This is a genomic window from Anaerobacillus sp. 63XJN7_5_ISO-PGPR-S23-430 (genome assembly GCF_056173695.1).
In genome coordinates this window covers 3,669,536-3,692,599 of the sequence record NZ_CM149686.1, presented here as the reverse complement: position 1 = coordinate 3,692,599, position 23,064 = coordinate 3,669,536, and the positions used below count along the sequence as shown (strand labels likewise).

Annotated in this window: 17 protein-coding genes; 13 read left to right on the top strand and 4 right to left on the bottom strand. The window is 41.7% G+C overall.

The features are described from left to right. Positions 1-115: 115 nt before the first annotated feature. Positions 116-682 carry a class I SAM-dependent methyltransferase gene (locus AC0VYJ_RS19165; RefSeq protein WP_475365919.1) on the top strand — a complete coding sequence of 189 codons (567 nt, stop codon included), beginning with the start codon at positions 116-118 and terminating at the stop codon, positions 680-682. Between the two features lie 126 nt (positions 683-808). On the opposite strand, the gene AC0VYJ_RS19160 is transcribed toward AC0VYJ_RS19165, so the two are convergent. After that, entirely contained in the window at positions 809-2,023 is a 1,215-nt protein-coding gene (locus AC0VYJ_RS19160) for a DHHW family protein (RefSeq protein ID WP_475365918.1), read from the bottom strand. A 21-nt stretch (positions 2,024-2,044) separates the two neighbouring features. Then, on the bottom strand, positions 2,045-3,469 hold the full coding sequence (locus AC0VYJ_RS19155) for an MBOAT family O-acyltransferase (protein ID WP_475365917.1): 1,425 nt from the start codon (positions 3,467-3,469) through the stop codon (positions 2,045-2,047). Positions 3,470-3,722: 253 nt separating this feature from the next. Between AC0VYJ_RS19155 and AC0VYJ_RS19150 the strand changes: the two genes are divergently transcribed. The 11 genes from AC0VYJ_RS19150 to galE all read left to right on the top strand — a co-directional run bounded on the left by AC0VYJ_RS19150 (position 3,723) and on the right by galE (position 19,187). Beyond that, complete coding sequence (locus AC0VYJ_RS19150) at positions 3,723-5,015, top strand: ABC transporter substrate-binding protein (RefSeq protein WP_475365916.1); 1,293 nt, start codon at positions 3,723-3,725, stop codon at positions 5,013-5,015. 238 nt (positions 5,016-5,253) lie between these two features. Further along, positions 5,254-6,534 (top strand): ABC transporter substrate-binding protein, encoded by a 1,281-nt coding sequence (locus tag AC0VYJ_RS19145; protein WP_430243389.1) that lies wholly within the window; start codon positions 5,254-5,256, stop codon positions 6,532-6,534. 61 nt (positions 6,535-6,595) lie between these two features. Continuing rightward, positions 6,596-7,447, top strand: coding sequence for a carbohydrate ABC transporter permease (locus AC0VYJ_RS19140; protein WP_159785293.1), 852 nt, complete (start codon positions 6,596-6,598; stop codon positions 7,445-7,447). A gap of 107 nt (positions 7,448-7,554) precedes the next feature. After that, positions 7,555-8,346 carry a carbohydrate ABC transporter permease gene (locus tag AC0VYJ_RS19135; RefSeq protein ID WP_475367522.1) on the top strand — a complete coding sequence of 264 codons (792 nt, stop codon included), beginning with the start codon at positions 7,555-7,557 and terminating at the stop codon, positions 8,344-8,346. Between the two features lie 12 nt (positions 8,347-8,358). Continuing rightward, a complete protein-coding gene (locus AC0VYJ_RS19130) occupies positions 8,359-10,077 on the top strand; it encodes a glycoside hydrolase family 35 protein (RefSeq protein ID WP_475365915.1) in 1,719 nt (572 codons plus the stop codon). A gap of 13 nt (positions 10,078-10,090) precedes the next feature. Further along, on the top strand, positions 10,091-12,295 hold the full coding sequence (locus tag AC0VYJ_RS19125; protein WP_475365914.1) for an alpha-galactosidase: 2,205 nt from the start codon (positions 10,091-10,093) through the stop codon (positions 12,293-12,295). Between the two features lie 15 nt (positions 12,296-12,310). Next, on the top strand, positions 12,311-13,300 hold the full coding sequence (locus AC0VYJ_RS19120) for a LacI family DNA-binding transcriptional regulator (RefSeq protein ID WP_283153541.1): 990 nt from the start codon (positions 12,311-12,313) through the stop codon (positions 13,298-13,300). 19 nt (positions 13,301-13,319) lie between these two features. Next, positions 13,320-14,498 carry a galactokinase gene (locus tag AC0VYJ_RS19115; protein ID WP_475365913.1) on the top strand — a complete coding sequence of 393 codons (1,179 nt, stop codon included), beginning with the start codon at positions 13,320-13,322 and terminating at the stop codon, positions 14,496-14,498. 25 nt (positions 14,499-14,523) lie between these two features. Further along, positions 14,524-16,056 (top strand): UDP-glucose--hexose-1-phosphate uridylyltransferase, encoded by a 1,533-nt coding sequence (gene galT / locus AC0VYJ_RS19110; protein ID WP_475365912.1) that lies wholly within the window; start codon positions 14,524-14,526, stop codon positions 16,054-16,056. 76 nt (positions 16,057-16,132) lie between these two features. Continuing rightward, a complete protein-coding gene (locus tag AC0VYJ_RS19105; RefSeq protein WP_475365911.1) occupies positions 16,133-18,145 on the top strand; it encodes a beta-galactosidase in 2,013 nt (670 codons plus the stop codon). Positions 18,146-18,203: 58 nt separating this feature from the next. Continuing rightward, a complete protein-coding gene (gene galE / locus AC0VYJ_RS19100) occupies positions 18,204-19,187 on the top strand; it encodes a UDP-glucose 4-epimerase GalE (protein ID WP_475365910.1) in 984 nt (327 codons plus the stop codon). A gap of 107 nt (positions 19,188-19,294) precedes the next feature. Here the strand turns inward: galE and AC0VYJ_RS19095 are convergent, their stop codons facing one another. Then, on the bottom strand, positions 19,295-20,854 hold the full coding sequence (locus AC0VYJ_RS19095; protein WP_475365909.1) for a zinc ribbon domain-containing protein: 1,560 nt from the start codon (positions 20,852-20,854) through the stop codon (positions 19,295-19,297). Positions 20,855-20,869: 15 nt separating this feature from the next. Then, entirely contained in the window at positions 20,870-21,355 is a 486-nt protein-coding gene (locus AC0VYJ_RS19090; protein ID WP_430243409.1) for a zinc ribbon domain-containing protein, read from the bottom strand. A 197-nt stretch (positions 21,356-21,552) separates the two neighbouring features. Here AC0VYJ_RS19090 and AC0VYJ_RS19085 point away from each other — a divergent pair, with 197 nt between their 5' ends. After that, entirely contained in the window at positions 21,553-22,956 is a 1,404-nt protein-coding gene (locus AC0VYJ_RS19085) for a zinc ribbon domain-containing protein (protein ID WP_475365908.1), read from the top strand. Positions 22,957-23,064 lie beyond the last annotated feature (108 nt).

The window sequence follows — 23,064 nt, the reverse complement described above, 5'->3', positions numbered from 1 at the left end:
TCTATAGAGGACACTAAAGCCCGCTCATTAATGAGTGGGCTTTAGTGTTTAAATATTGTATATCTGCCAGTAGGGTTGTGAAGAATTAGAAAGAAATTCTAAGGAGGTTCTCGTTGTGGCTGGTAAACGATTCAAACCAGGTAATGCGGATCGACTACTTGATCCGAAACGAAAGGAAATTATTTCACCTGAACAAGTTATCGCTCATCTTGGTGTAAAGGCAACCGATCATGTAGCTGATTTAGGAGCGGGTAATGGGTATTTTACATTGCCGTTATCGGAAGCAGCTGAAAAGGTTTATGCGGTTGATATTGAAAAGCAGATGCTAGATCTTCTTCAGAAGCGTGTTTCAGAAGAAGATCTAGCTGGACATATCGAGTACGTTGTCAGTAGCCTAGAGCAGATGAATTTGGCAGATCACGTCGCTGACAAAGCGATTGCGGCGTTTGTGATTCATGAAGTGCCCGATCTTACGAGAGCATTCCAAGAATTTAAGCGAATTATTAAGGCGGGACAGAAATTGCTTGTACTTGAATGGGAAGCCATTGAAATGGATATGGGCCCACCACTTCATGAGCGAATTTCTTCTGAGAAGATGATGCAGATTTTTAAAGAGAATGGACTTGAACCTCAAATACACCATTTTCATGAGTCTGTATATGGGGTAACTGCGGAAGTATGAGGGGAGGGTCAGGTGCGTACCTGTCCCCAACAAAAGACAGCTGTTCTCAAAACAAAGACAAAAAAACCAACTCTCTTCATTGAGAGCTGGTTTCATTTATTTTGCTCAACTAAAACTTCGTTCGATTTAGTCTTCCATTGGTGTTGAGAAGCGGAAGGATTCGCCTTGAAGCATGGCGTCATTATACAAGAACAGGACTACATCAAAATCCTTATCCGCCATATACTCTGTTAATATCTGATCATCGTTATAACGGATATCATAAACAGTCGTATTGGAGAAATGCTGGGCAATGTGGAACGCAATTGGGTTTGCGTAGGAATCTTTTAAAATCAATAGTCGACTTTCTTCTTGAACGGCAGGGTTCTCGATTGTAATTTCAGCTGTATTGTTCATGTACAGCCCACCAAAATCGATAGGATCGTTATCTCTAAATATGTCTGTACCATAGACCTGTTTAAATGTACGCTCTTTGCCGTTCCAGGTAATTTGATAGTTATCAAATAGATTATCTTTAGGTAACATGTGACAGATCTTTTCACCTGTTGCATCAACCGTTAAATAAAGCTGATTATTATAGCTTCCAATAAATTGTTTGTCGTTATAACACTTTAATTCATAGTCACTGTCGTCTTCGTTCATGTTTGTGTAGTAAGTTGAATTCTCAGAGAGAAGGTCTGCTACTTTTTGATAGCCTTCAAACGCCCCAAACATGTTCCAGTGATGGTCTGTCTTGAAGTAGCGCTCTTTCAATTCATCATCAGTATATTCTTCTTTAAATTCTTTCCCAACATCAACTGTTGGGATGCTCTTTTGGTTAAATTTTGAGAAAAAGTAATCTTTCTTTTCTATTCCTGTTCCCTCTTCAATATAAGACGGCAGGATGTCGATGGTATTCACTTTATGAGGAAGAGAAGCAAAATAAACTTCCTTACCCTCATCCTTTATCGTTGTCGCAAATTCATTTAAGTTATCAACTGCCTCATCAATATGGGTAGAAGGCTTACTATAACTCGGTTTTGGGATGATCCAATTCGAGTCAGATACATAGTAATCAAAAATATAGGTTTTGTTCGTCATTTGCTGATATTGAAGATATGATTTCAACCAGATATTTCGACCGGGAAACTGATCAAGAAAATACGATTCAAAATCGTTCATGTATTCTCCGTTCGAAACATTCTCAATTGAAAGATCAGGGTTTTGAGCTAGTTCTCTTTTTTCTACGTCAGATACTTCAATATCTGCTGAAACTGTAAGATAGAAGAAAACGGTAAAGATAAACGCAAAGAATAAGATAATGAGCATCCACTTCCTTGCCTTTTCAAGTCGCTGAATCATAGCAAAGCTCCTTTATTGGCATTAAAACCTGAAATAAATAAATGGGTTGTAACTAGAATTGACTAATCGAACCATAGCGAAAATCATTAGCGTCATATAAATCGCTGGTTCTGAGAAAAGCGTGACGACCTGTAGTCCCTTTGCTTTCGTCGCCATTCGATTGTAAATGTTGCCGATATTCGCTATGAAAGGTGTGCTGAAAATAACGCCAGCTAGGAATAACACCCAGTTATCATTCCACTGCAATAGGAACATTGAATCTGCGAAAGCAGCCTGATTAAAGCCGAACATCGTTTGTAAGTATTCAAATGAATACGTAAAGTTATCAGCGCGGAAAAAGACCCAGCCGATCATGACGAGCAGTAGGACATAGATATGTTGAAGAGGCGACCATAGGCGACTTAACCATTTACCAAATCCGAGGCTTTCAATTACGATAATTGCCCCGTAGTAGAATCCCCAGGCCATAAACGTCCAGCTAGCGCCATGCCAGAACCCAGTAATCGTCCACACGATTAGAAGATTACGTACCTGCACAAGCTTTCCATGGCGATTCCCACCTAGTGGGATATAAACGTAATCTTTGAACCATGTCCCAAGAGAAATGTGCCATCTTCTCCAGAATTCTGAAATGCTTTTAGATATGTAGGGGTATCGAAAGTTCTCTAGAAAATCAAAGCCAAACATTTTTCCTAGACCAATGGCCATGTCACTATACCCTGAGAAATCAAAGTAAATTTGTAGTGTGTAAGCAATAACACCAATCCACGCCATCATCACGCTCATTTCACCTGCGGGAGTGTTAAATGCCTGATCCGCAACAACTGCGAAACTATTAGCTAACAGTACTTTTTTTGATAAACCAATAATAAATCGTTTGATTCCTTCGTGTACCTTATCAGCAGTTATAGAGCGAGAATGAATTTGTTGATCAACGGTGTTGTATCGAACAATTGGCCCTGCAACGAGCTGTGGGAAAAGAGAGATATAAAGAGCTAGTGAGAAAACATTTTTCTGAACGGGTGCGTCTTTTCGATAAATATCAATGACATAGCTCATCGCTTGGAATGTAAAAAACGAGATTCCAATTGGAAGAGGCAGCTCTCCAAGTTCAAAACTTGTCCCAAAGGAGCCATTAACATTAGCTAATACGAAGCCTGCGTACTTAAAGTAACCAAGAATTGCAATGTTACCGACGATCGATAACGTTAGGAGGAATTTTTTTATTGCGAGCTGATTATGAAAATAGCCAATTCCTCTCCCAAAACCATAGTTCATTATAATAGAGAAGAGCATCAGAAAGACATACTGTGGTTCTCCCCATGCGTAGAAAACAAGACTAGCAATAAGAAGCACGATGTTTCGAAAACTTTTTCTAGCAAAAAAATAAGAAAATAAGACGATCGGCATAAAAGCAAATAAGAAAACGAGATTACTAAATACCATATAGCTCCTCCAATAATTAAATATAATCCACCTAATACTATAGCATTTATACCTTTGAAATTTGCTTTTCTTCAATATTTTACAAAAACTTAAAATACATGAGGCAGAATGAAAAGAATATAGCCGTCAAAAAGTAAATTAATCAGTAAATATTTACTTGACTATAGTCCTTTTGTACCTTAATCTATAAATATGAATGCGCTTTCATTTATGTTGTTCGGTGTTTTTTAGTAAACAAACAGGAGGGGTTATTTTGAGAAAGGTAATCGGTCGAGTTAGTTTCTTGCTTATTCTGATGTTAGTTCTCGGTGCTTGTTCTAGTGATAATAGCTCAAGTGAAGGGTCGGCGGGAGACGGAGATAGTAATGGTAAAAAGGTGACAGCATGGGCATGGAACATTAATGTTCCAGTTCTTGAAGAAGCGGCAGAGAAGTTTAAAAAAGAAAATCCGGATTTTGAACTAGAGGTTGTGGAACTCGGTCGTGAAGATGTTTATTCGAAATTAACGACTGGCCTTCAAGCTGGAGGGAAAGGGTTGCCAGATATCGTACTTGTCGAGGATGATCGTATTCAGGGTTATATGGAAACATTCCCCGATGCGTTCGTAAATGTATCTGATAAGGGGTTTGATGAAAGCAAGGATAGCTTTCCTACTTATAAAACAGACCTTCTTTCAAAAGAAGATGCAATGTATGGTTTCCCATTTGATGGTGGTCCAACGGGCGTTTTTTATCGAACAGATTACTTTGAAGAAGCTGGTGTAAATCCCGATGATATTAAGACATGGGATGACTTTATTGAAGCGGGGAAAAAGATCAAAGAAGCTACAGGAAAAGCAATGCTTGGCCTTGATTTGAATGGTGATGACGGTCTTTATCGTATGATGATGACGCAGCAAGGAACATTCTATTTTGATGATGAAAAGAATGTGAACTTCACTTCTGAAGAATCTAAAATGGCGGCAGAAAAAGTACAAATGATGAAAGAAGCTGGACTAGTTAAAGATACAGTGGGTTGGGACGCGTGGATTAGTGCAATGGCACAAGGTGATGTTGCGACGGCTCCTTCTGGCGCGTGGTTGAGCGGTTCTATTACACAGCAAGCTAAAGACACAGAAGGTAACTGGGGAGTGTTTAAGCTTCCGGCGTTTGAAGAAGATGGAAACCGTGCAGCGAACCTTGGTGGAAGTAACTATGTGATTACAAGCGCGAGCAAGAATCAGGATATGGCTTACGATTTCATGGAATTCTTTACTACTAGTGATGACGTACAGCTAACGGCGATGGACAATGGTTTATTTCCAACGCTGAACACGATTTATGAAAATGATGCATTCACAAAGGATGTGGAATTCTTTAGCAATCAGTCAATCTGGGAGCTGTTTGCAAGCGAGATGAATGATATTCCTTCTGTGAACTATACAGGTAATTATGCGCTTGCAAGTGATGAGTCAATCAAAGCACAATCCGAAGTGATGAATGGTCAGAAATCGATTGAAGAGGCTTATAAAGCGGCTGAAGATCGGTTGAGGAATCGGATTCAATAATAGTGCGGGGGTCAGGTACGCACCTGACCCCCTATAAAGACAAAAAGAAGAAAGTGTCCGTCATAGATGGACACTTTCTTCTTGTGTAACAACTTCCATTAATTGTTAAGTAAATAAAGTAGTAAACTTTTAGTAAAAGTTTACTTGACTATGTTTACCTCTTCGACTATTCTAATAAGTGTAGACGCTTTCATTACGAATTTTGAAAGTTTTCAGTAATTAATTGGAGGGGTAGTCGATGAAGAAGGTAACGGGTCTAGTTAGTATAAGTATGATGCTTGTCTTAAGTCTGTTTCTTGCGGCGTGTGGGAATGGTGGAGATGATAGTGAAGGATCAGGCGATAGCAATAAAGTAACAGCTTGGGCTTGGAATATTAATGTACCGGTGCTTGAAGAAGCAGCCGAGAAATTTAAAGAAGAAAATCCGGATTTTGAACTAGAAGTTGTTGAAATGGGTACTGACGATGTTTACTCGAAGTTAACAACTGGTCTTCAAGCAGGAGGTAAAGGTTTACCAGATATCGTTCTTGTGGAAGATGACCGCGTTCAAGGTTATATGAGTGCTTTTCCGGACGCATTTGTAAACGTTTCCGATAAAGGATTTGACGAAATGAAAGAGAGCTTCCCGTCTTATAAGACAGAGCTTGTTTCAAAAGACGGCGCCATGTACGGATTCCCGTTTGACGGTGGACCAACAGGAGTTTTCTATCGCACCGATATTTTTGAAGAAGCTGGCGTAAATGCGGAAGATATTAAAACGTGGGATGACTATATCGAAGCTGGTAAAACAATTAAAGAAAAAACGGATAAAGCAATGATTGGTCTTGATCTGAACGGTGATGACGGTCTTTATCGTATGATGCTCAATCAGCAAGGCACATTCTACTTTGACGATGAGAAAAATGTAGCCCTCACTTCAGAAGAGTCAAAAAAAGCAATGGAAGTACAAAAGAATCTAAATGAAGAAGGACTAGTTAAAGAAACAGTAGGTTGGGACGCATGGATTAGCGCTATGACTAGTGGAGATGTTGCGACAGCTCCATCGGGTGCATGGTTGTACGGTTCGATCACTCAGCAGGGCAAGGATACTTCAGGAAAATGGGGATTAATTGAGCTACCGGCGTTTGAAGAAGGTGGCAATCGCGCATCTAACTTGGGCGGAAGTAACTACATGATTCCTAGTGCAAGCGACAATGCTGATCTAGCGTATGATTTTATGGAATTCTTCTCAACAGATGAAGATGTTCAATTAACTGCAATGGAAGGTGGTTTGTTCCCTTCACTAAACACGATTTATGGTAACGAGGCATTTACAAAAGAAGTTGAGTTCTTTAACAATCAGCCGATCTGGAGTCTACTTGCTGACGAAATGGATAGCATTCCTGCTGTTAACTACACAGGAGACTATGCCGTAGCGAAGGATGAAGCTGTTAAAGCGCAATCTGAAATTGCGAACGGTAAAGGCATTGAAGAAGCATTAAAAGCTTCAGAAGATCGTTTGAAAAACCGTATTCAATAAGCTACAGAAATCATCAGGGGTTGATTCATTTCGACCCCTGTCATGTTAAGGTGGGATATTCATGAATCGAGCGAAACGTTTTCCATATTTATTCGCAGCTCCGGCCATTCTGCTTTTCCTAGCATTTACCGTCTATCCGATTATCGCTTCCTTCGTTCTCAGTTTTCAGGAACGAGTTGGTGGAGAATACGTTTTTGCAGGATTGAAAAACTATACGCGTCTCTGGAATGATGATATTTTCTGGACGGCGATGCAGAACACATTCATTATCTTTGTTGTTCAAGTCCCAGTTATGATCATTCTTGCAATGGTACTAGCCAACGTGTTGAACAACCAGTTGTTAAAGCTAAAAGGATTTTTCCGCGTCTCATTCTTTCTTCCGGCTGTCACATCGCTTGTAGCTTACTCGATTTTATTTTCGATCATGCTTCAAGAAGAAGGAATTATTAACACGGCATTAAGCTACATTGGGATTACCGCAATTCCGTGGTTATCTGATCCGTTTTGGGCAAAGGCTTCGATCATTATCGCCATGACGTGGAGATGGACAGGATATAACATGGTTATTTTCTTAGCAGCTCTTCAAAACATTCCAGAAGATTTATACGAAGCCGCTTCTCTTGATGGAGCGAATAAGTTTAAGCAATTTTTCTACATTACTGTTCCACAACTAAAACCCGTTATTCTTTTTGCAGGTATTCTGTCAACCATCGGAACGCTTCAGCTTTTCGACGAGCCATTCAACTTAACAGGCGGTGGACCGGCGGATTCAACGATGACCCTTGGACTTTATATTTACCAGAGTGGATTTGAATACTTTGATTTCGGCTACGCTTCCGCAATTGCATACGCGGTTGTTGTGATGGTTGGTATTCTCTCCATTATCCAATTTAAGATAGCAGGTGATGATTAATGGCTAAGAACCTTGAGGTAATTGAACAGTCGACGAATAAACTCACCCTTGCTCAAAGGCAACAAAAGAAACCTAAGAAAAAGAAAAATAAGCTAAAAGCCGTTTGGATGTATACGCTACTAAGCATCTTCCTTGTTGTTTCGATCTTCCCGTTCTACTGGATGTTTATCGGGGCGACGAACGACTCTAGTAAAATGTTTACGAACCCGCCAACGCTTTTACCTGGCGATCAGTTTATGACGAACTTAACCAATCTAAATGAGTCAATTGGTATTTTCAGAGTACTGTTTAATTCTCTCTTCGTCTCAGGACTTTATGTAGTGATTTCCCTTGCAGTTTGTGCGAGCGCAGCCTACGTTCTAGCGAAGTACAACTTCAAAGGGAAAAAGTTCATCTTTACTGCATTCTTGCTTTCCATGATGATTCCTTACCAGGCAACACTGATACCGTTGTTCCAAATGATGTCTGATTTTAATCTATTAAACACGTACTTTGCAGTTATCGCACCGCAATTGTGCTTCCCATTTGCGATTTTCTTATTAAGACAGAACTTCCTGGCATTCCCTACAGAGTTGATGGAGTCAGCACGTCTTGATGGCGCAAGCGAAACGCGTATCTTTATCTCGATCGTCATTCCATCGATGCGACCAGCTTTAGCAGCTGCTTCGATCTTCCTTTTCATGACGCAGTGGAACAACTTTATGTGGCCGCTCGTTGTATTGAATACGAACGATATGTACACATTCCCTGTTGCGCTATCTAGCTTAATGGGACTCTCTTATATCGACTACGGTCAAGTGATGATGGGCGTTACGTTAGCGACTGTTCCGATCATTGCATTCTTCTTAACACTGCAAAAACAATTTATTTCAGGTATGCTCGGAAGCGCCTTGAAATAGTAGGAGGCTGTTATGCTGGAAGCGAGAAAGAACCACTTTTACTTAAATGACGAACCCTTCCAAATTCTTTCAGGAGGTCTTCATTACTTCAGAGTTGTCCCTGAGTATTGGAGAGATCGCCTTCAGAAGCTGAAGGCACTTGGACTGAATACAGTAGAAACGTATATACCATGGAATTTTCATGAACCGAAGAAGGGTCAGTTTCATTTTGAAGGAATGGCTGATGTGGAGCGGTTCATAGCTGAAGCACAGGACGTTGGGCTTTATGTTATTGTTCGTCCTTCTCCTTATATTTGTGCAGAGTGGGAAATGGGGGGACTTCCTTCTTGGCTACTAAAAGAAGATGACATGGCACTTCGCTGTAGTCATCCTGCTTTTCTAAAACATGTAGAGGAATACTTTAATGACCTTCTTCCACGGTTGAAGCCTTTCTTACAAAAGAACGGCGGTCCGGTGATTGCCTTTCAAATTGAAAATGAATATGGCGCATATGGCAACGATCAGAACTATCTTGAGTTTCATAAAGAACAGTACGAGAAACATGGCATTGATACGTTTTACTTCACATCAGACGGACCGGATTTCATTAAACAAGGTTCAATGGATAATGTCATAACGACGCTGAATTTTGGCTCAAGGCCAGAAGAAGCCTTTGCGGCACTTGAAGCGATAAAACCTGATTCACCTAAAATGGTCGCGGAATTTTGGATCGGCTGGTTTGATCACTGGAGCGGCGAGCATCATACACGTGACGCAAAGGAAGCAGCGGAAGTGTTCCAGAAGTTAATGGATATGGGCGCATCTGTGAATTTCTACATGTTCCACGGTGGAACAAATTTTGGTTTCTATAACGGTGCGAATCATTACGAAAAATATGCTCCGACGATTACTAGCTATGACTACGATTCGCTTTTAACAGAATGGGGCGACGTGACAGACAAGTATCTCGCAATGGCGGAGGTGTTGAAAAGCGTAGCAGACGTTTCGATTGAAGACGTTTCTAAAGTTGAGACGAAAAGCTATGGAGAAGTGAAGCTAGTGGAGAGCGCAAGCCTGTTCGATGTTCTCCAAGAAGTAGGAACCAGGGTAGAGCACGTTGCACCACGGAGCATGGAGAAGATTGATCAGAGTTTCGGCTACACGCTTTATCGAACGTCGATTAACGACACTGGAACGTTTGAGCTTGATACAACGCCAATTCATGATCGAGCTTTTCTTTACGTCAATGGGAAACATGAGGCGACGATTTCAGTAAATGATGAGTCAAAATCGGTTATGATCCCGTTTCCGAATGAAGTAAATGCTCTTGAAATACTTGTTGAAAACCTTGGAAGAGTGAATTATGGAAAACATCTATCTGACCAGAAGGGGATTGTGCAGAATCTCTGGCTAAACAACCAGTATTGGTTTGACTGGGAAATGATCAAAATTGAAGGAGATCGTTTACCGAAGACGTATTCATCAGGAGAACGTTATCCGAAATATTTCAAAGGCGAATTTCATGCTGATCAATGCTATGATACATTTGTTGATTTGGAAGGGTTTACAAAAGGGAATGTTTATATTAATGGCTTTAGTCTTGGTCGCTACTGGCAAACGATGGGACCACAGCAGCGCCTTTACTTGCCAGGTCCACTGTTAAATGAAGGTACAAATGAAATTGTCGTTCTGGAATTAGAAGGACATACTGCAAGCAGCGTAAAACTAGTGAACGAACCTAAACTCGGATAAAGGATCGATGGCAATGAGCATTCTGATTAACCAACAGCAGTTTCATCTAACAAATGGAAAGATCAGCTACATCTTTCATATTTTAAAAAATGGTCAGCTCGGTCATTTGTATTTCGGAAAAGCGCTTCGTCCTGATCGTGATTATCGTCATTTTCAGAACACCAACAATCCAACGCCGGCTAGCTGTCATTCATATGAGAACGACGCGGCTTTTTCGCTTGAAACAATTAGGCAGGAGTACCCTGCCTATGGAAAAGGAGATTTTCGAGAGCCTGCCTTTATGGTGTCAGCAGGTCATAAGCCTGTAGCGAACTTTGCTTACAAATCCCATGAGCAAGTGAAAGGGAAGCCTCGCTTGAAAGGTTTGCCGGCCACTTATGCGAATGCGCAAGAAGCGGAGACGTTACTTATTGTGTTGGAGGATACGTATCAGAAGGTTGAGCTTCATCTCAGTTACACGATTTTTGAAAATGAATCTGTGATTGCGAGGAACGCGCGTCTTATTAACAAAACAGATAGCGAGCTATCCATTGATCGAATGATGTCACTGTCTGTTGATCTTCCTTATGCTGATATGGAAATGGTGCACCTCTCAGGAACATGGGCCCGTGAGCGTCACGTGAAAACGAGGAAATTAGAGCAGGGCATTCAGTCCGTTTCGAGTATTCGTGGAGCAAGCTCTCATCATCACAATCCATTTCTTGCACTAAAAGCAATAGATGCAACAGAACATACGGGTGAGGTGTTTGGGTTCCAGTTCGTGTATAGCGGCAATTTTCTAGCGCAAACGGAAGTAGATCATTATGGCGTGGCACGTGCGCAGCTTGGTATTCATCCGCTTGGTTTTCAGTGGAATCTTAGTCCGGGTGAATCGTTTCAATCACCAGAAGCGATTATGGTTTACTCTGATCAAGGATTGAACGGGATGAGCCAAACGTTCCATCATCTTTACCGCAATCAGTTGATTAGTGAACAGTGGAAAAAGAAAGAGCGTCCTGTCTTAATTAATAACTGGGAAGCTACTTACTTTGATTTTAATGAAGAGAAGCTTATTCATTTTGCGAAAGAGGCAAAAGAACTTGGTGTTGAACTTTTCGTCCTTGATGATGGTTGGTTTGGGAAGAGAAACAATGACCGATCTTCACTAGGAGATTGGACGGTTGATCTTAACAAACTCCCAGATGGCATTGCCTCTCTAGCTGAAAAAGTGAAGGAAACGGGATTGCAATTTGGTTTATGGTTTGAGCCTGAAATGGTTAGTCCTGATAGTGAGCTCTACAGAGAGCATCCTGAATGGGCTGTAGGTATTCCAGGTGAGCACTTTACGCTTGGCCGGAATCAGCGCGTACTTGATTATACGCGTACAGAAGTAGTGGACTATATTTTCGAACGAATGAAAACGATCATTGAGTCGACAAATCTGGATTATATTAAATGGGATATGAATCGGAACATTACGGAGGCCTACTCTGCAGGTTTAGAGCACCAGGGAGAGTTTTTCCATCGTTACATTCTCGGTGTCTATGATCTTTATGAACGGTTAACATCAGAGTTTCCAAATGTACTGTTTGAATCGTGTGCGGGCGGCGGTGGTCGTTTTGATCCGGCTCTCCTTTACTACGCCCCACAAGCATGGGCGAGTGATGATACAGACGCGGTGGAGCGTCTGAAAATCCAATATGGTACCTCTATCGCTTATCCTATCTATAGCATGGGTTCTCACGTATCAGCCGTTCCAAACCACCAAACGCTTCGTTCAACTCCGCTGTCAATGCGGGCAGATGTTGCGTATTTTGGAACCTTTGGTTATGAATTGGATCCTTCAACCCTGTCTGATGAAGAAAAAGAAATTGTAAAAGAACAAATTAAACGATACCAGTCATTTCGACAGCTTATCCGTGATGGTGATTTCATTCGCTTACAAAGTCCATTTGAAAGCAATGAAACGGCCTGGATGGTCGTTTCGTCGAATCGAAATGAAGCGCTTGTTGGCTGGTATAAATCATCAAGCACTCCGAATCCACGCACCAATCAGTTTGTGAAATTAAAAGGTTTAGCTCCTGATCGTCATTATAACGTCGATGAGGAGACATACTTCGGAGATGAACTGATGCAGCACGGCATTCCGCTTCCGGTTGAGTTCAATGGAGCGAATGGCGAGCAAGCTGAGCGCGGTGGTGACTTTCAATCGAAAGTGTTTTATTTAAAAGCAGAATAAAAAAGGATGATGACCATGGCAACGATTAAGGACATCGCACAAAAAGTGAAATGTTCACCATCGACTGTTTCACGCGTCCTTAACTACGATGAAACGTTATCTGTTTCAGATGATACGAAAAAGCGGATTTTCGAAGTGGCAGAAGAGCTTTCCTATAGTAAAAAACGCGGAAAAAAATCACTAACACCGAAAATTGCAATTATCCATTGGTATACCGAAAAGGAAGAGTTGAATGACCTGTATTACATGTCGATTCGACTAGGAGTCGAGCAGCGCTGTCAGGAAGAGCGGCTTGAACTTGTGAAAATTTTTAAAGATAACTATGATGAATTAGAAAAAGAAAACATTCAGGGCATGATAGCCGTAGGTAAATTTAGTAGTCAAGAAATAGCTTCATTAAATAAAGTCACCCCTAATATCGTATTCGTTGACTATGATCCAGACAATGAAAAGTACGACGCGGTTGTCGTTGATTTTGAAAAGGCGACCAAAAAAGTGCTCGATTATTTTGCGAGTAAAGGTCATGAGAGAATTGGCTACATTGGTGGCAGAGAAACATTTCGAGATGCTAGTGCTGAAATTGTTGATGAACGCGAAATCACGTTCAAGCGCTATATGACGGAACGTGATCAGGATCATGAATCTTACGTGTACACAGGATCGTTTACGGTAGATGATGGTTATTCCCTTATGAATCGTGCGATCGAAGAGCTTGGAGAGAAGCTACCGACTGCGTTCTTTGTAGGAAATGACACAATGGCGATTGGGTGTCTCCGCGCTCTTCATGAGAACGGCGTAGCTGTTCCTGATCGCGTTAGCTTAATTGGAGTGAATGACATTAGCGTTTCGAAGTATGTTTATCCTGCTTTGAGTACGGTCAAAGTGTACACAGAACTGATGGGTGAAACGGCTGTTGGCCTTTTGATGGAGCGTCTATTGAGAAGGAAAGTAGCCAAAAAAGTGACGATGTCGACAAAACTGAAGCTGCGGAAGAGCAGTAAATAAACGAGGCCGGGTGAAATTAATGAAAACCCTATACGAAACATTTCGAGAGATGTATGGAGAAGGTGGCGAGATAAGAAGCTTCTTCTCGCCAGGGCGCGTCAATTTAATTGGCGAACATACGGATTATAATGGGGGACATGTTTTTCCATGCTCGCTTAGTATTGGTACCTATGCCGTTGCTAGGAAAAGAAAAGATAATCTTATTCGGTTTTATTCGCTGAACTTCAAAACGCAAGGTGTGATGACAGTTGATTCAACAAGTCTTGCGTATGATGCTGAACATGATTGGGCGAATTACCCGAAAGGCGTTGTTTCGATCTTTAAGGAGTCAGGTTATGACGTTAGCGGATTTGATGTCCTTTACTTTGGAAACATTCCGAATGGAGCGGGACTTTCGTCTTCAGCGTCAATCGAACTTGCGACGGCTGTTCTATTAAATGAACTAAATCACCTTCATCTTGAGATGGTAGAAATGGTGAAGATGAGTCAGCGTGCTGAAAATGAATTTGTAGGCGTAAACTGTGGCATCATGGATCAGTTTGCCATTGGGATGGGGAAAGAAAAAGCAGCGGTTCTTCTTGATTGCAACACGCTTGCTTATAGATACAGCCCGGTAGTTCTAGAAAAAGCTTCACTCGTTATTGCAAATACGAATAAACGAAGAGGGCTTGCTGATTCAAAATATAATGAGCGACGTTCTGAATGTGAGCGGGCACTCGCCGAGCTTCAAGAACATGTTTCGATTCAATCACTTGGTGATTTAACAATTGACTCGTTTGAAGCGCATAAACACCACATCACAAATCTGATTGATCAGAAACGTGCGAAACATGCAGTTTATGAAAACGTTCGTACGATTGAAGCGGCTAAACGTTTAAAGGCTGGAGAAATTGGAGCATTTGGTCAGTTAATGAATGAGTCACATGTTTCCTTGCGCGATGATTATGAAGTAACTGGTCTTGAGCTTGATGCTTTAGTAGAAGCTGCATGGTCAGAAGAAGGTGTGATTGGCTCTCGGATGACTGGGGCAGGATTTGGTGGCTGTACGATCAGCATTGTGGAGGATCAATTTTTAACATCATTCCAAACTAATGTAGCGAAAACATATAAAGAGAAAACGGGCTTAACACCTGAATTTTACGTTGTGGAAATAGGTGCAGGAGCAAGAGAAATAAATCAGCTTTCGGAAGCACTGTAATTCTGGAGAGGAGTGGAGAGAAACCATGACGAACATCGATCAAGAGATTAACCGTCTCCTCCAATACGGATTGAATAAACATCTTTTTCGTGAGTGGGATTTATCATATGTTCGCAATCAAATTCTAGAAGTTCTTCAGCTTGAGGAGATTGATACAAGTGATGTTCCTGCGGATATTCCAGATAGCCCTGTTTCTATTTTAGATCGCATCCTGAATTGGGCATATGATCATGATCGACTAATAGAAAATACGGTAACTTATCGTGACTTGCTCGATACAAAAATTATGGGGTGTTTAACCGAGCGACCTTCAGAAGTGATTGAGAAGTTTGAAGCGACTTATGAACATGCCGGCCCTGAAGCAGCAACGGCTAACTTTTATCAATATTCAAAAGACGTTCATTACATTCGTACCGATCGCATAGCAAAAAATGAAGACTGGCTTACGGAAACAGAGTATGGTGAGATGGAAATCACGATCAACCTTTCTAAACCAGAGAAAGATCCGAAAGCGATTGCGGCAGCCAAAACGATGAAGTCAAGCGGCTATCCTGAGTGTCTGCTTTGTAAAGAGAACGAAGGGTATGCGGGACGATTAACTCATCCTGCGCGACAAAATCTTAGGATGATCCCTATAACCCTTGAAGAGAAACAGTGGTATTTGCAGTACTCTCCCTACGTTTACTATAACGAACATGCGATTGTGTTATACGGTGAACACGAGCCGATGAAAATTTCACGAGGTACGTTTGACAGACTACTAGAGTTTGTTGGCAAGTTTCCTCATTATTTTATCGGCTCGAATGCTGATCTACCAATTGTAGGCGGTTCGATATTAAGTCATGATCATTTCCAGGGAGGGAAGCATGAGTTCCCGATGGCGAAAGCAGAGATGGAGCGAAACGTCGTTCTATCAGCTTATCCGAACGTGAAGGCAGGCATTGTGAAGTGGCCGATGTCTGTGCTACGACTTCAAAGCAACGATCGAGATGAACTTGGTGAACTGGCTGATGCGATTCTTCAATTCTGGAAGGGATATAGTGATGAGAGTGTTGATGTTCGCGCGGTTACAGGTAATGAGTCTCATAACACGATTACACCTATAGCTCGTCGAAATGGCGAGCGCTATGAGCTTGATCTTGTACTCCGGAACAATCGAACAACGAAACAGCATCCAATGGGACTTTTTCACCCCCATGGAGAAGTGCATCATATAAAAAAAGAGAATATCGGTTTAATTGAAGTAATGGGGCTAGCTGTGCTTCCTGGTAGATTACAAGAAGAGCTTCACTTGCTTGGTGAATCTCTTATAAGTGAAAATCCGCTAGAAAGTATTAAGCAAGATGATCGCATTCAGAAACATGTTACATGGGCTGATTCTCTTCTTAAGAAGTATTCAGACCTGAATGCATCGAATGTACAGGGACGATTGCGTCATGAGGTTGGGTTGATCTTCTCCAATATTTTAAGCCATGCAGGCGTTTTTAAACGAACGGCTTCAGGTCAGGAAGCATTTGACCGCTTTACACATGAGTTTAACAACCATTTAAACCAATAAGAGCTTGCCGATTCTGGCGGGCTTCTTTTCTCATTGATGTAATACTCAAAAAAATAGATCGGTAAAAGGAGCTAACATGATGTATGTAGGTGTTGATTATTACCCGGAACAATGGCCGAAAGAGCGTTGGACAGAAGATGTACGATTGATGAAAGAACTCGGTGTGAATGTCGTTCGAATTGCTGAATTCGGCTGGCAGCTGATGGAGCCTGAGGAGGGAACGTTTGATTTCTCGCTTTATGATGAAGCGATCGACCTAATGACAAGTAACGGCATCGAGGTAGTTCTTGGGACACCAACGGCCACGCCGCCTGCGTGGATGGTTGAAAAGTATCCAGAAATTTTACCTGTGGATCCTAACGGGACAGTCATTTCATTCGGAGCGAGACGTCACTATACCGTGAACAGTGAAGTATATCAAGAATTGACAGCAAAGATTGTTGAGAAAATGGCGAAACGCTATGGTCAGCACGAAGGAATTATTGGCTGGCAAGTAGACAATGAATACGGTCATGAAAAATCTGATCGAAGCTATGGAGAAGTGGATCAAAAAGCATTCCAAATTTGGCTACAGCAAAAATACGAAACGCTTGATGCTTTAAATGAAGCTTGGGGTACGGTTTTCTGGAGTCAAACGTATACAGCGTGGTCACAAATTCCTGTGCCTCGTAAAGTATTACAGGAACATAATCCAAGCTTGCTTCTTGATTTTGATCGTTTCTGTGCGGATGCGTATACGTCTTATAATAAGATTCAAACTGACATTCTTCGTAAACATATTCGCTCGGATCAGTGGATTACGCATAACTTCGTATTTACAGACTTAGCGATTAATCAATGGGATATGGCAAAGGATCTTGACTTCATTTCATTTGATAACTATCCGGTATGGGGCGGTTTACCAGAACCGATTGCGCCTGCTGCGATCGCACATCAACACGACCTTTGTCGCTCTTCAAAGGGTGGAAAAGGCTTCTGGGTAATGGAAGAACTTTCAGGAGCGCAAGGGTGGAGTCGCATCGGTTACTTACCTCGTCCAGGTCATATTAAACTTTGGACGTATCAGGCGATTGCTCGTGGAGCGGAAGCAATTGTTTATTTCCGCTGGCGTGCGGCACGCTTTGGGACGGAAGAGTTTTGCCATGGTGTGCTCGATCATGATGGTAAGCCAAAGCGTAAATATAATGAAGTAAAAGAAGTAATCGATTCTCTTAGCGTGTTTGGAGATGATTGGATTGCGTCTAAGTACCAGGCGGATGTCGCTGTGTATTATGATGTAGAGAACGCCTGGGCATGGGGTATTCAGCCACAAAGCAATGCATTTGAATACAAGCGAGAATTCCTCCGCTTCTATAGCCCTGCGCACCGTATGAATGCCATGACGGACATTGTGACGAAAGAAAGCAAGCTGGATGGGTACAAAGTGCTCGTTGTACCGGTTTATTTCCTTACAGACCCAGTTGTAAACGACAAAATTTCACGTTTTGCTGAGCAAGGTGGAACGGTGATCTTATCCTATCGCGCCGGTGTGAAGGAACAGAATAACTTTGTTGTAGAAGATACGTTGCCAGGCGCATTACGTGAGCTTGCAGGAGTAGAAATTAATGAATATGAATCACTTCAGCTCGGACAAAACAACGAGGTTGAAGGCGTTCAAGGTGCAATGAAAGATATGAGCTCCGTTGCTTCCATCTGGTGTGATCTTGTTGAGCCGACAACTGCGGAAGTACTTGCTGAATATCGCTCTTGCTTCTACGAAAAAACGGCGGCGATTACAAAAAACACATATGGAAAAGGCACGGTCTATTACATTGGCTCTGCACTCCAGGAGGAAATAATGGATGCTCTTTATGCAGAAGTTTTCCAAGAAACAGACGTAACAACGATCGGTTCAAGTGAAAACGTAGAAGCTGTCACACGTACAGGACAAGACGGGGCGGTATTCTTATGTGTTGTGAATCATTCGACGGACGAAAAAGGTTCGCTAACATTGCCGAAAGGAACCTGGGTAGATGCCGTTTCTCATGATGAATTTAGTGGAGAAATGTCTATTAAACCGCTTGGATCGTCTGTACTAAAGCTTAATTAGTATTTTCCGGGAAATAACGATGGATATCGACGAAGTTTTACTAAATGGAGGGAATAACATGGCGATTTTAGTTACTGGTGGAGCCGGTTATATTGGTAGCCATACGGTTATGTACTTGCGTGAGCAAAAAGAAGACGTAGTCGTGCTGGATAATCTAACAAAAGGTCACGAGCAAGCTGTGCTTGACGTTCCTTTGTATAAAGGGGACTTAACAGATGGGAAAGTGATTGATCAAATTTTCGCCGATCATTCGATCGATTCTGTCATTCACTTTGCTGCGAGCTCGCTAGTTGGAGAAAGTGTTTCGAATCCGCTTGAATATTATCGAAATAACGTAGCGGGTTCTCAGGCGCTTGTTTCAAAGTTAGTTGAACACGATGTAAAGTACATTGTGTTCTCTTCGACAGCGGCCACCTATGGGAATCCAGAACGTACGCCGATTCAAGAGAGTGACGCTACCAATCCAACAAATCCATATGGCGAAACAAAGCTAGCGATTGAGAAGATGCTTCGCTGGTGTGATGATGCTTATGGGCTTAAATCAACCTCTCTTCGCTACTTTAATGCTGCTGGTGCTGATCCGGAAGGAAGAATTGGGGAAGATCATCAACCCGAGTCTCATCTTATACCAATTGTTCTACAAGCTGCACTTGGTCAAAGAGAAAAGGTATCTATTTTCGGTAATGATTATGATACGAAGGATGGCACGTGTGTGCGCGATTATATTCATGTGCTTGACCTTGCGCAGGCTCACTACCTTGCTTTGAAAAAGATGAAAGAAACGAATGAGAGCGGCGTATACAATCTTGGAAATGGAAAAGGGTTTACGGTTAAAGAAGTGATTGATACGTGTCGAATCGTGACAGAAAAAACGATCGAAGCAGAAGTAGCGCCACGCCGTGCCGGAGATCCAGCGACACTGATAGCCTCTTCGTCGAAAGCAATGAGCGCACTTGGCTGGAAGCCAGTATACCCAGAGCTCGCGCAGATTGTATCTCATGCCTGGAGCTGGCATCAAAATAATCCGAATGGATATGAGTGAGGGGAAAAATGTAAGGGGGTCAGGCCCGAGCCTGACCCCCTAAAAAGACAAAAAGAAGGAAATGTCCACCCTCAGAGGACTGAATAGGAACGAAAGACAGTCCCTTTTTATTGTGTTCGGTATCTCTTCCAATAGGCGCCACAAATGGCTAGGAGAGTTGAGTAGGTAAAGCACTTAAAAAATGTAGCAATTGCCGAGAAACCAATGAATAGAAACGGGACTTCTGTTATGTCGCTAATTTCTCCGGCGAAGCTCTCCAAATTAAAGGTGAATCCTGTATTCAAGCCTGCTGCTAATAGCGACATCATAAAGGCGTATAGCAAGCCGAAGATAATCATGCGATGGAACTGAATCGCTCCTCCCTGGTGCATCCGATAACCTGCCCAAATGAATAAACATATTGGAATCAGCAAACCAATCATCATGTAAATCTTCGTGTTACCTGGGTCGCTAAATAAGTAGGTGAAAATATAAAAAGATTCATTTGTTTCGATCTTCATCCCACCAAGTACTGAATAGATCATTTGAAATTTCTCGCCTGGAATATTTATATCGAAGGTAAGGGAAGAAAGGTTCAGTGTGTTCCATAGAAGAAACCCTCCTTGAAAAACGATGATAAGAAAATAACTCGCCGGAATATCTTGAAAGCTAATAAGTGAGTTATCTTCGAACATAAAGCGATAAAGGAAGAGAATCATCAAGACGATTGAGATGGAGACCCCTAGTGTGAGTGTGCGCACTCCTTCTTTAAGGGGAGAAGAAGTTAATTCTTTCATTGAACGACTGCCGTACAAACTACCAATAAACGAAAAGATTGTTCCAAGGAATAAACCACCAAATAAAGCTTTCAAAAGCGGATAGTTATTTTCAATTGATAAACTCGAAACGATTCCACCCTCTTGTGCAGAAGCTTCAAAGTTGAATCCAGCGAAAAGAGCGATCATCGCTGTCAGTAATCCGTAAATCATTCCGATAAGAAGTGAAGAAAGCCAGTATTGCTGGAGGGTACACGTTGTTTTTCGTCCATACATATATCCAGCAAGCAGTAGTGCAATGAGAGGTAGTAATAAAAGAATGAGCATTCCTGAATGGAGTTCGATCTCTCCGCTCAATAAATTTCCCGCCCCTTGCGTGTTGAAAGAAAGGGTTGAATTGAGAAGGTGAGCTGACATCCAGTAGTCTGTCATTCCATAAAAAGGTTCTACAGTTAACTCGGAATTTTCGTTGCCAAAGTAATAATAAAATTCATTAATTACTCCCGTTGGACCTAACTCAGTGAATTCTTCAAGGGTTTGCTGAAAAGTAGCGGCTTGTTGCTGAAATCCCTCCGATACAATAAACGACATAATACCAACAACTAGAAATGCGAGAAAACCGCATAGTATCGCAAGCTTTTTATTAATGGCGCTAAGATCTGGTATCGTGTGCGAGGGAGCTGTTACTTTTTCTTTTACGCGTTCTACTTTAAATGGAATGAGAGTGAGTTGAAAAGAACCGCACTGAATACAGTAGGGATGATCACAAGTATTCGATGTACCACAATCTGAACAAAACTTAGGTGATGCAGTCGTGACGGTGTGATGTTCTGTGTGAAGCTGAAATGTCCCATCAAAGGGGCAATAATTATCACCAAACGGAACTTCGTTACCACACGTTGTACAGTACATGACTTTGATCACCTCCTAGCCGTTTTTCGAACCACAACACCCACAAAATAAAGCCGTCTCAGGGATTTCTTCCTTGCAGGTGGTACATTGAACTGTCGGTACTGGTATTGGTGCTTCTGATAATTGAACTCGATTGCCACAGCTGCCGCAAAACGTATCCTCTTCATTAACGGCTGCTCCGCACTCACATACGTCACCACCCGGTTCCTTTCGCAATTGACTCTCTAAAGCTCTGTTCGCTTGATAGAGTTCTAGATCATATTGAAGAAGGCGCTCAGCTTGTTCATTTAATTCGGGTTGTTGGATCTCCCCTTTACGGATCAAACGATAGGTGAGTTCGCCAAGCTGACTAATGATTCTTGTTCGGTTTGTGGCAGCATCGCTCGCGTTTTTCTTAAGTTGTGAAACTTCCTGAGCTGTTTGAAGCTTGCTTTTTCCTTGCTGAAGACCATCTTGAAGTTTTGATAGTCCTCCGCCTATTTTAGTTTGCAAATCTGACATTATCATTCCTCCTTATTAAGTGAAATAAAAGTTTCTTGTCAGGATTTTCAGGGAGCTTGTGCTTTTCACGTACTTTTTCATAGTTATGTACAAAGTCCTTAATCATGTTAAAAAATGCATAGGAAAATAGTAGGGAAAAGTGGTCATAATTAGAAATCTCTCCCATATGATTTGGAATAATGGGTGGAGGTGGGAAGATGAATTGGTGTCATCACTGCAATAGGGAAGAGGCCGGTGCATTTTGTGTAAAATGTGGACAAAAGGTAACGAGAACAGCTCCTGCACAGGTAAAGAAAAATGGGTGGCTGTTATGGGGAGCAATCGTTGTAGGAATTATGATCGTACTAATAGGCAGTTTTTTTACATTAAGTTGGATATCTTCTCCTGAACGTGCAGTTGATCAATTTCGAGAGGCTCTGTTGCAAGAGGATTATGAAGCGATCGGGGAAGCTATTCCAAAGGTTAATCCTGTCCTTTCGCATGAAGCTGAGATTGCGAGTTTTGTATCGTTATTAAAGAATCATCCAGATCAACGAACACTGTTGCTTCAAGATTTAGAACGACAAGCAAGAGCGATAGAGGACCATACACTCCTGAGTCGGAACGAAGACTTGCTTATCCAATTGGAATTAGTAGAGGAAGGGAAAACTTTTTATCTTTTCAATGATTATGTCATTTCACCTGTACCTATTTACGTACAGCTTCATACACAATTCGCTAAAACAGCTCTATTTATTAACGAGGAAGATAGCGGCACAATTGGAGAAAAGGGGAATAAAATGGGTCCGTTCCTTCCAGGTGACTATCATTTTGAAACAAAGTTAGAAAATGAAGGTTATAAGATGCGGGGAGAAGCGGAAGTAGAATTGATTAAACCGGGCAAACATTTAGAAGTCGACCTTCCTGTAAACGGTGCGTTTCTAACACCTGATTCCAATTATGAGGATGCTCGCTTGTTTATTAATGGGAAAGATACCGGGGAAACGATTAGCAAAACCGGTCAAATAGGTCCCTATCCAACAGACGGTTCGGTTGTGATGCATGCAGAAAAAAACTTCGAAGCTGGCGTAGTTAAAAGTCCTTCCGTTCAATTTGAAGGTGATGATGTTTATTTCGTTATTGATTATAGTGAACAAGAGCCTGTAGTGATCGAGAAGGAAGTGGCAATCGATGTTCCAGAGAGTGGTCATGATGAGACGAATGCTGTAATAGCGGCAGTAAACACGTATTTATATGACTGGATAATGGCTTATGAGAATTTAGATACGGGCTACTTTTCAAATCTAACACCTGAGCTAAATTCGTATTTTGAAGATCGCTTTATTTCTGTGAAAGAAAATAATGCGGCCTTTACGGGAGAAGTGTTAGAAGCAGCTTTTGACCTCGACAGCCTCTACATCGATTCTTCCGGAAAGAAAGCAGAAATCGACGTTCTCATTACGATGGATTCAGCGAACCATGACCGAGGCGAGAGCAATGTGAAGACAGAGGTAACCTCAAGTGCGTTTCATTATAAACTTGTAAAAAGCGGAGGGGAATGGTTGATTGATAGTCGAGAAGAAGTGAATAACATCGATTTAACAAATGCTGTGGTATATTAAAGTGGTATCGCAGAGGAGGTCAGGCGCGTACCTGACCACCTCTGTGATATAAATTACTGATAATTTCAAAAAAACCATTGCAATCATGAATACGTTTACAATATAATG

What these genes read in the sequence shown, in the direction of transcription:
- AC0VYJ_RS19160 (WP_475365918.1), bottom strand. Translation starts at nt 2,023, where the DNA reads ATGATTCAGCGACTTGAAAAGGCAAGGAAGTGGATGCTCATTATCTTA.
- AC0VYJ_RS19155 (WP_475365917.1), bottom strand. Translation starts at nt 3,469, where the DNA reads ATGGTATTTAGTAATCTCGTTTTCTTATTTGCTTTTATGCCGATCGTC.
- AC0VYJ_RS19145 (WP_430243389.1), top strand. Translation starts at nt 5,254, where the DNA reads ATGAAGAAGGTAACGGGTCTAGTTAGTATAAGTATGATGCTTGTCTTA.
- AC0VYJ_RS19140 (WP_159785293.1), top strand. Translation starts at nt 6,596, where the DNA reads ATGAATCGAGCGAAACGTTTTCCATATTTATTCGCAGCTCCGGCCATT.
- AC0VYJ_RS19135 (WP_475367522.1), top strand. Translation starts at nt 7,555, where the DNA reads ATGTATACGCTACTAAGCATCTTCCTTGTTGTTTCGATCTTCCCGTTC.
- AC0VYJ_RS19130 (WP_475365915.1), top strand. Translation starts at nt 8,359, where the DNA reads ATGCTGGAAGCGAGAAAGAACCACTTTTACTTAAATGACGAACCCTTC.
- AC0VYJ_RS19125 (WP_475365914.1), top strand. Translation starts at nt 10,091, where the DNA reads ATGAGCATTCTGATTAACCAACAGCAGTTTCATCTAACAAATGGAAAG.
- AC0VYJ_RS19120 (WP_283153541.1), top strand. Translation starts at nt 12,311, where the DNA reads ATGGCAACGATTAAGGACATCGCACAAAAAGTGAAATGTTCACCATCG.
- AC0VYJ_RS19115 (WP_475365913.1), top strand. Translation starts at nt 13,320, where the DNA reads ATGAAAACCCTATACGAAACATTTCGAGAGATGTATGGAGAAGGTGGC.
- galT (WP_475365912.1), top strand. Translation starts at nt 14,524, where the DNA reads ATGACGAACATCGATCAAGAGATTAACCGTCTCCTCCAATACGGATTG.
- AC0VYJ_RS19105 (WP_475365911.1), top strand. Translation starts at nt 16,133, where the DNA reads ATGATGTATGTAGGTGTTGATTATTACCCGGAACAATGGCCGAAAGAG.
- galE (WP_475365910.1), top strand. Translation starts at nt 18,204, where the DNA reads ATGGCGATTTTAGTTACTGGTGGAGCCGGTTATATTGGTAGCCATACG.
- AC0VYJ_RS19095 (WP_475365909.1), bottom strand. Translation starts at nt 20,854, where the DNA reads ATGTACTGTACAACGTGTGGTAACGAAGTTCCGTTTGGTGATAATTAT.
- AC0VYJ_RS19090 (WP_430243409.1), bottom strand. Translation starts at nt 21,355, where the DNA reads ATGTCAGATTTGCAAACTAAAATAGGCGGAGGACTATCAAAACTTCAA.
- AC0VYJ_RS19085 (WP_475365908.1), top strand. Translation starts at nt 21,553, where the DNA reads ATGAATTGGTGTCATCACTGCAATAGGGAAGAGGCCGGTGCATTTTGT.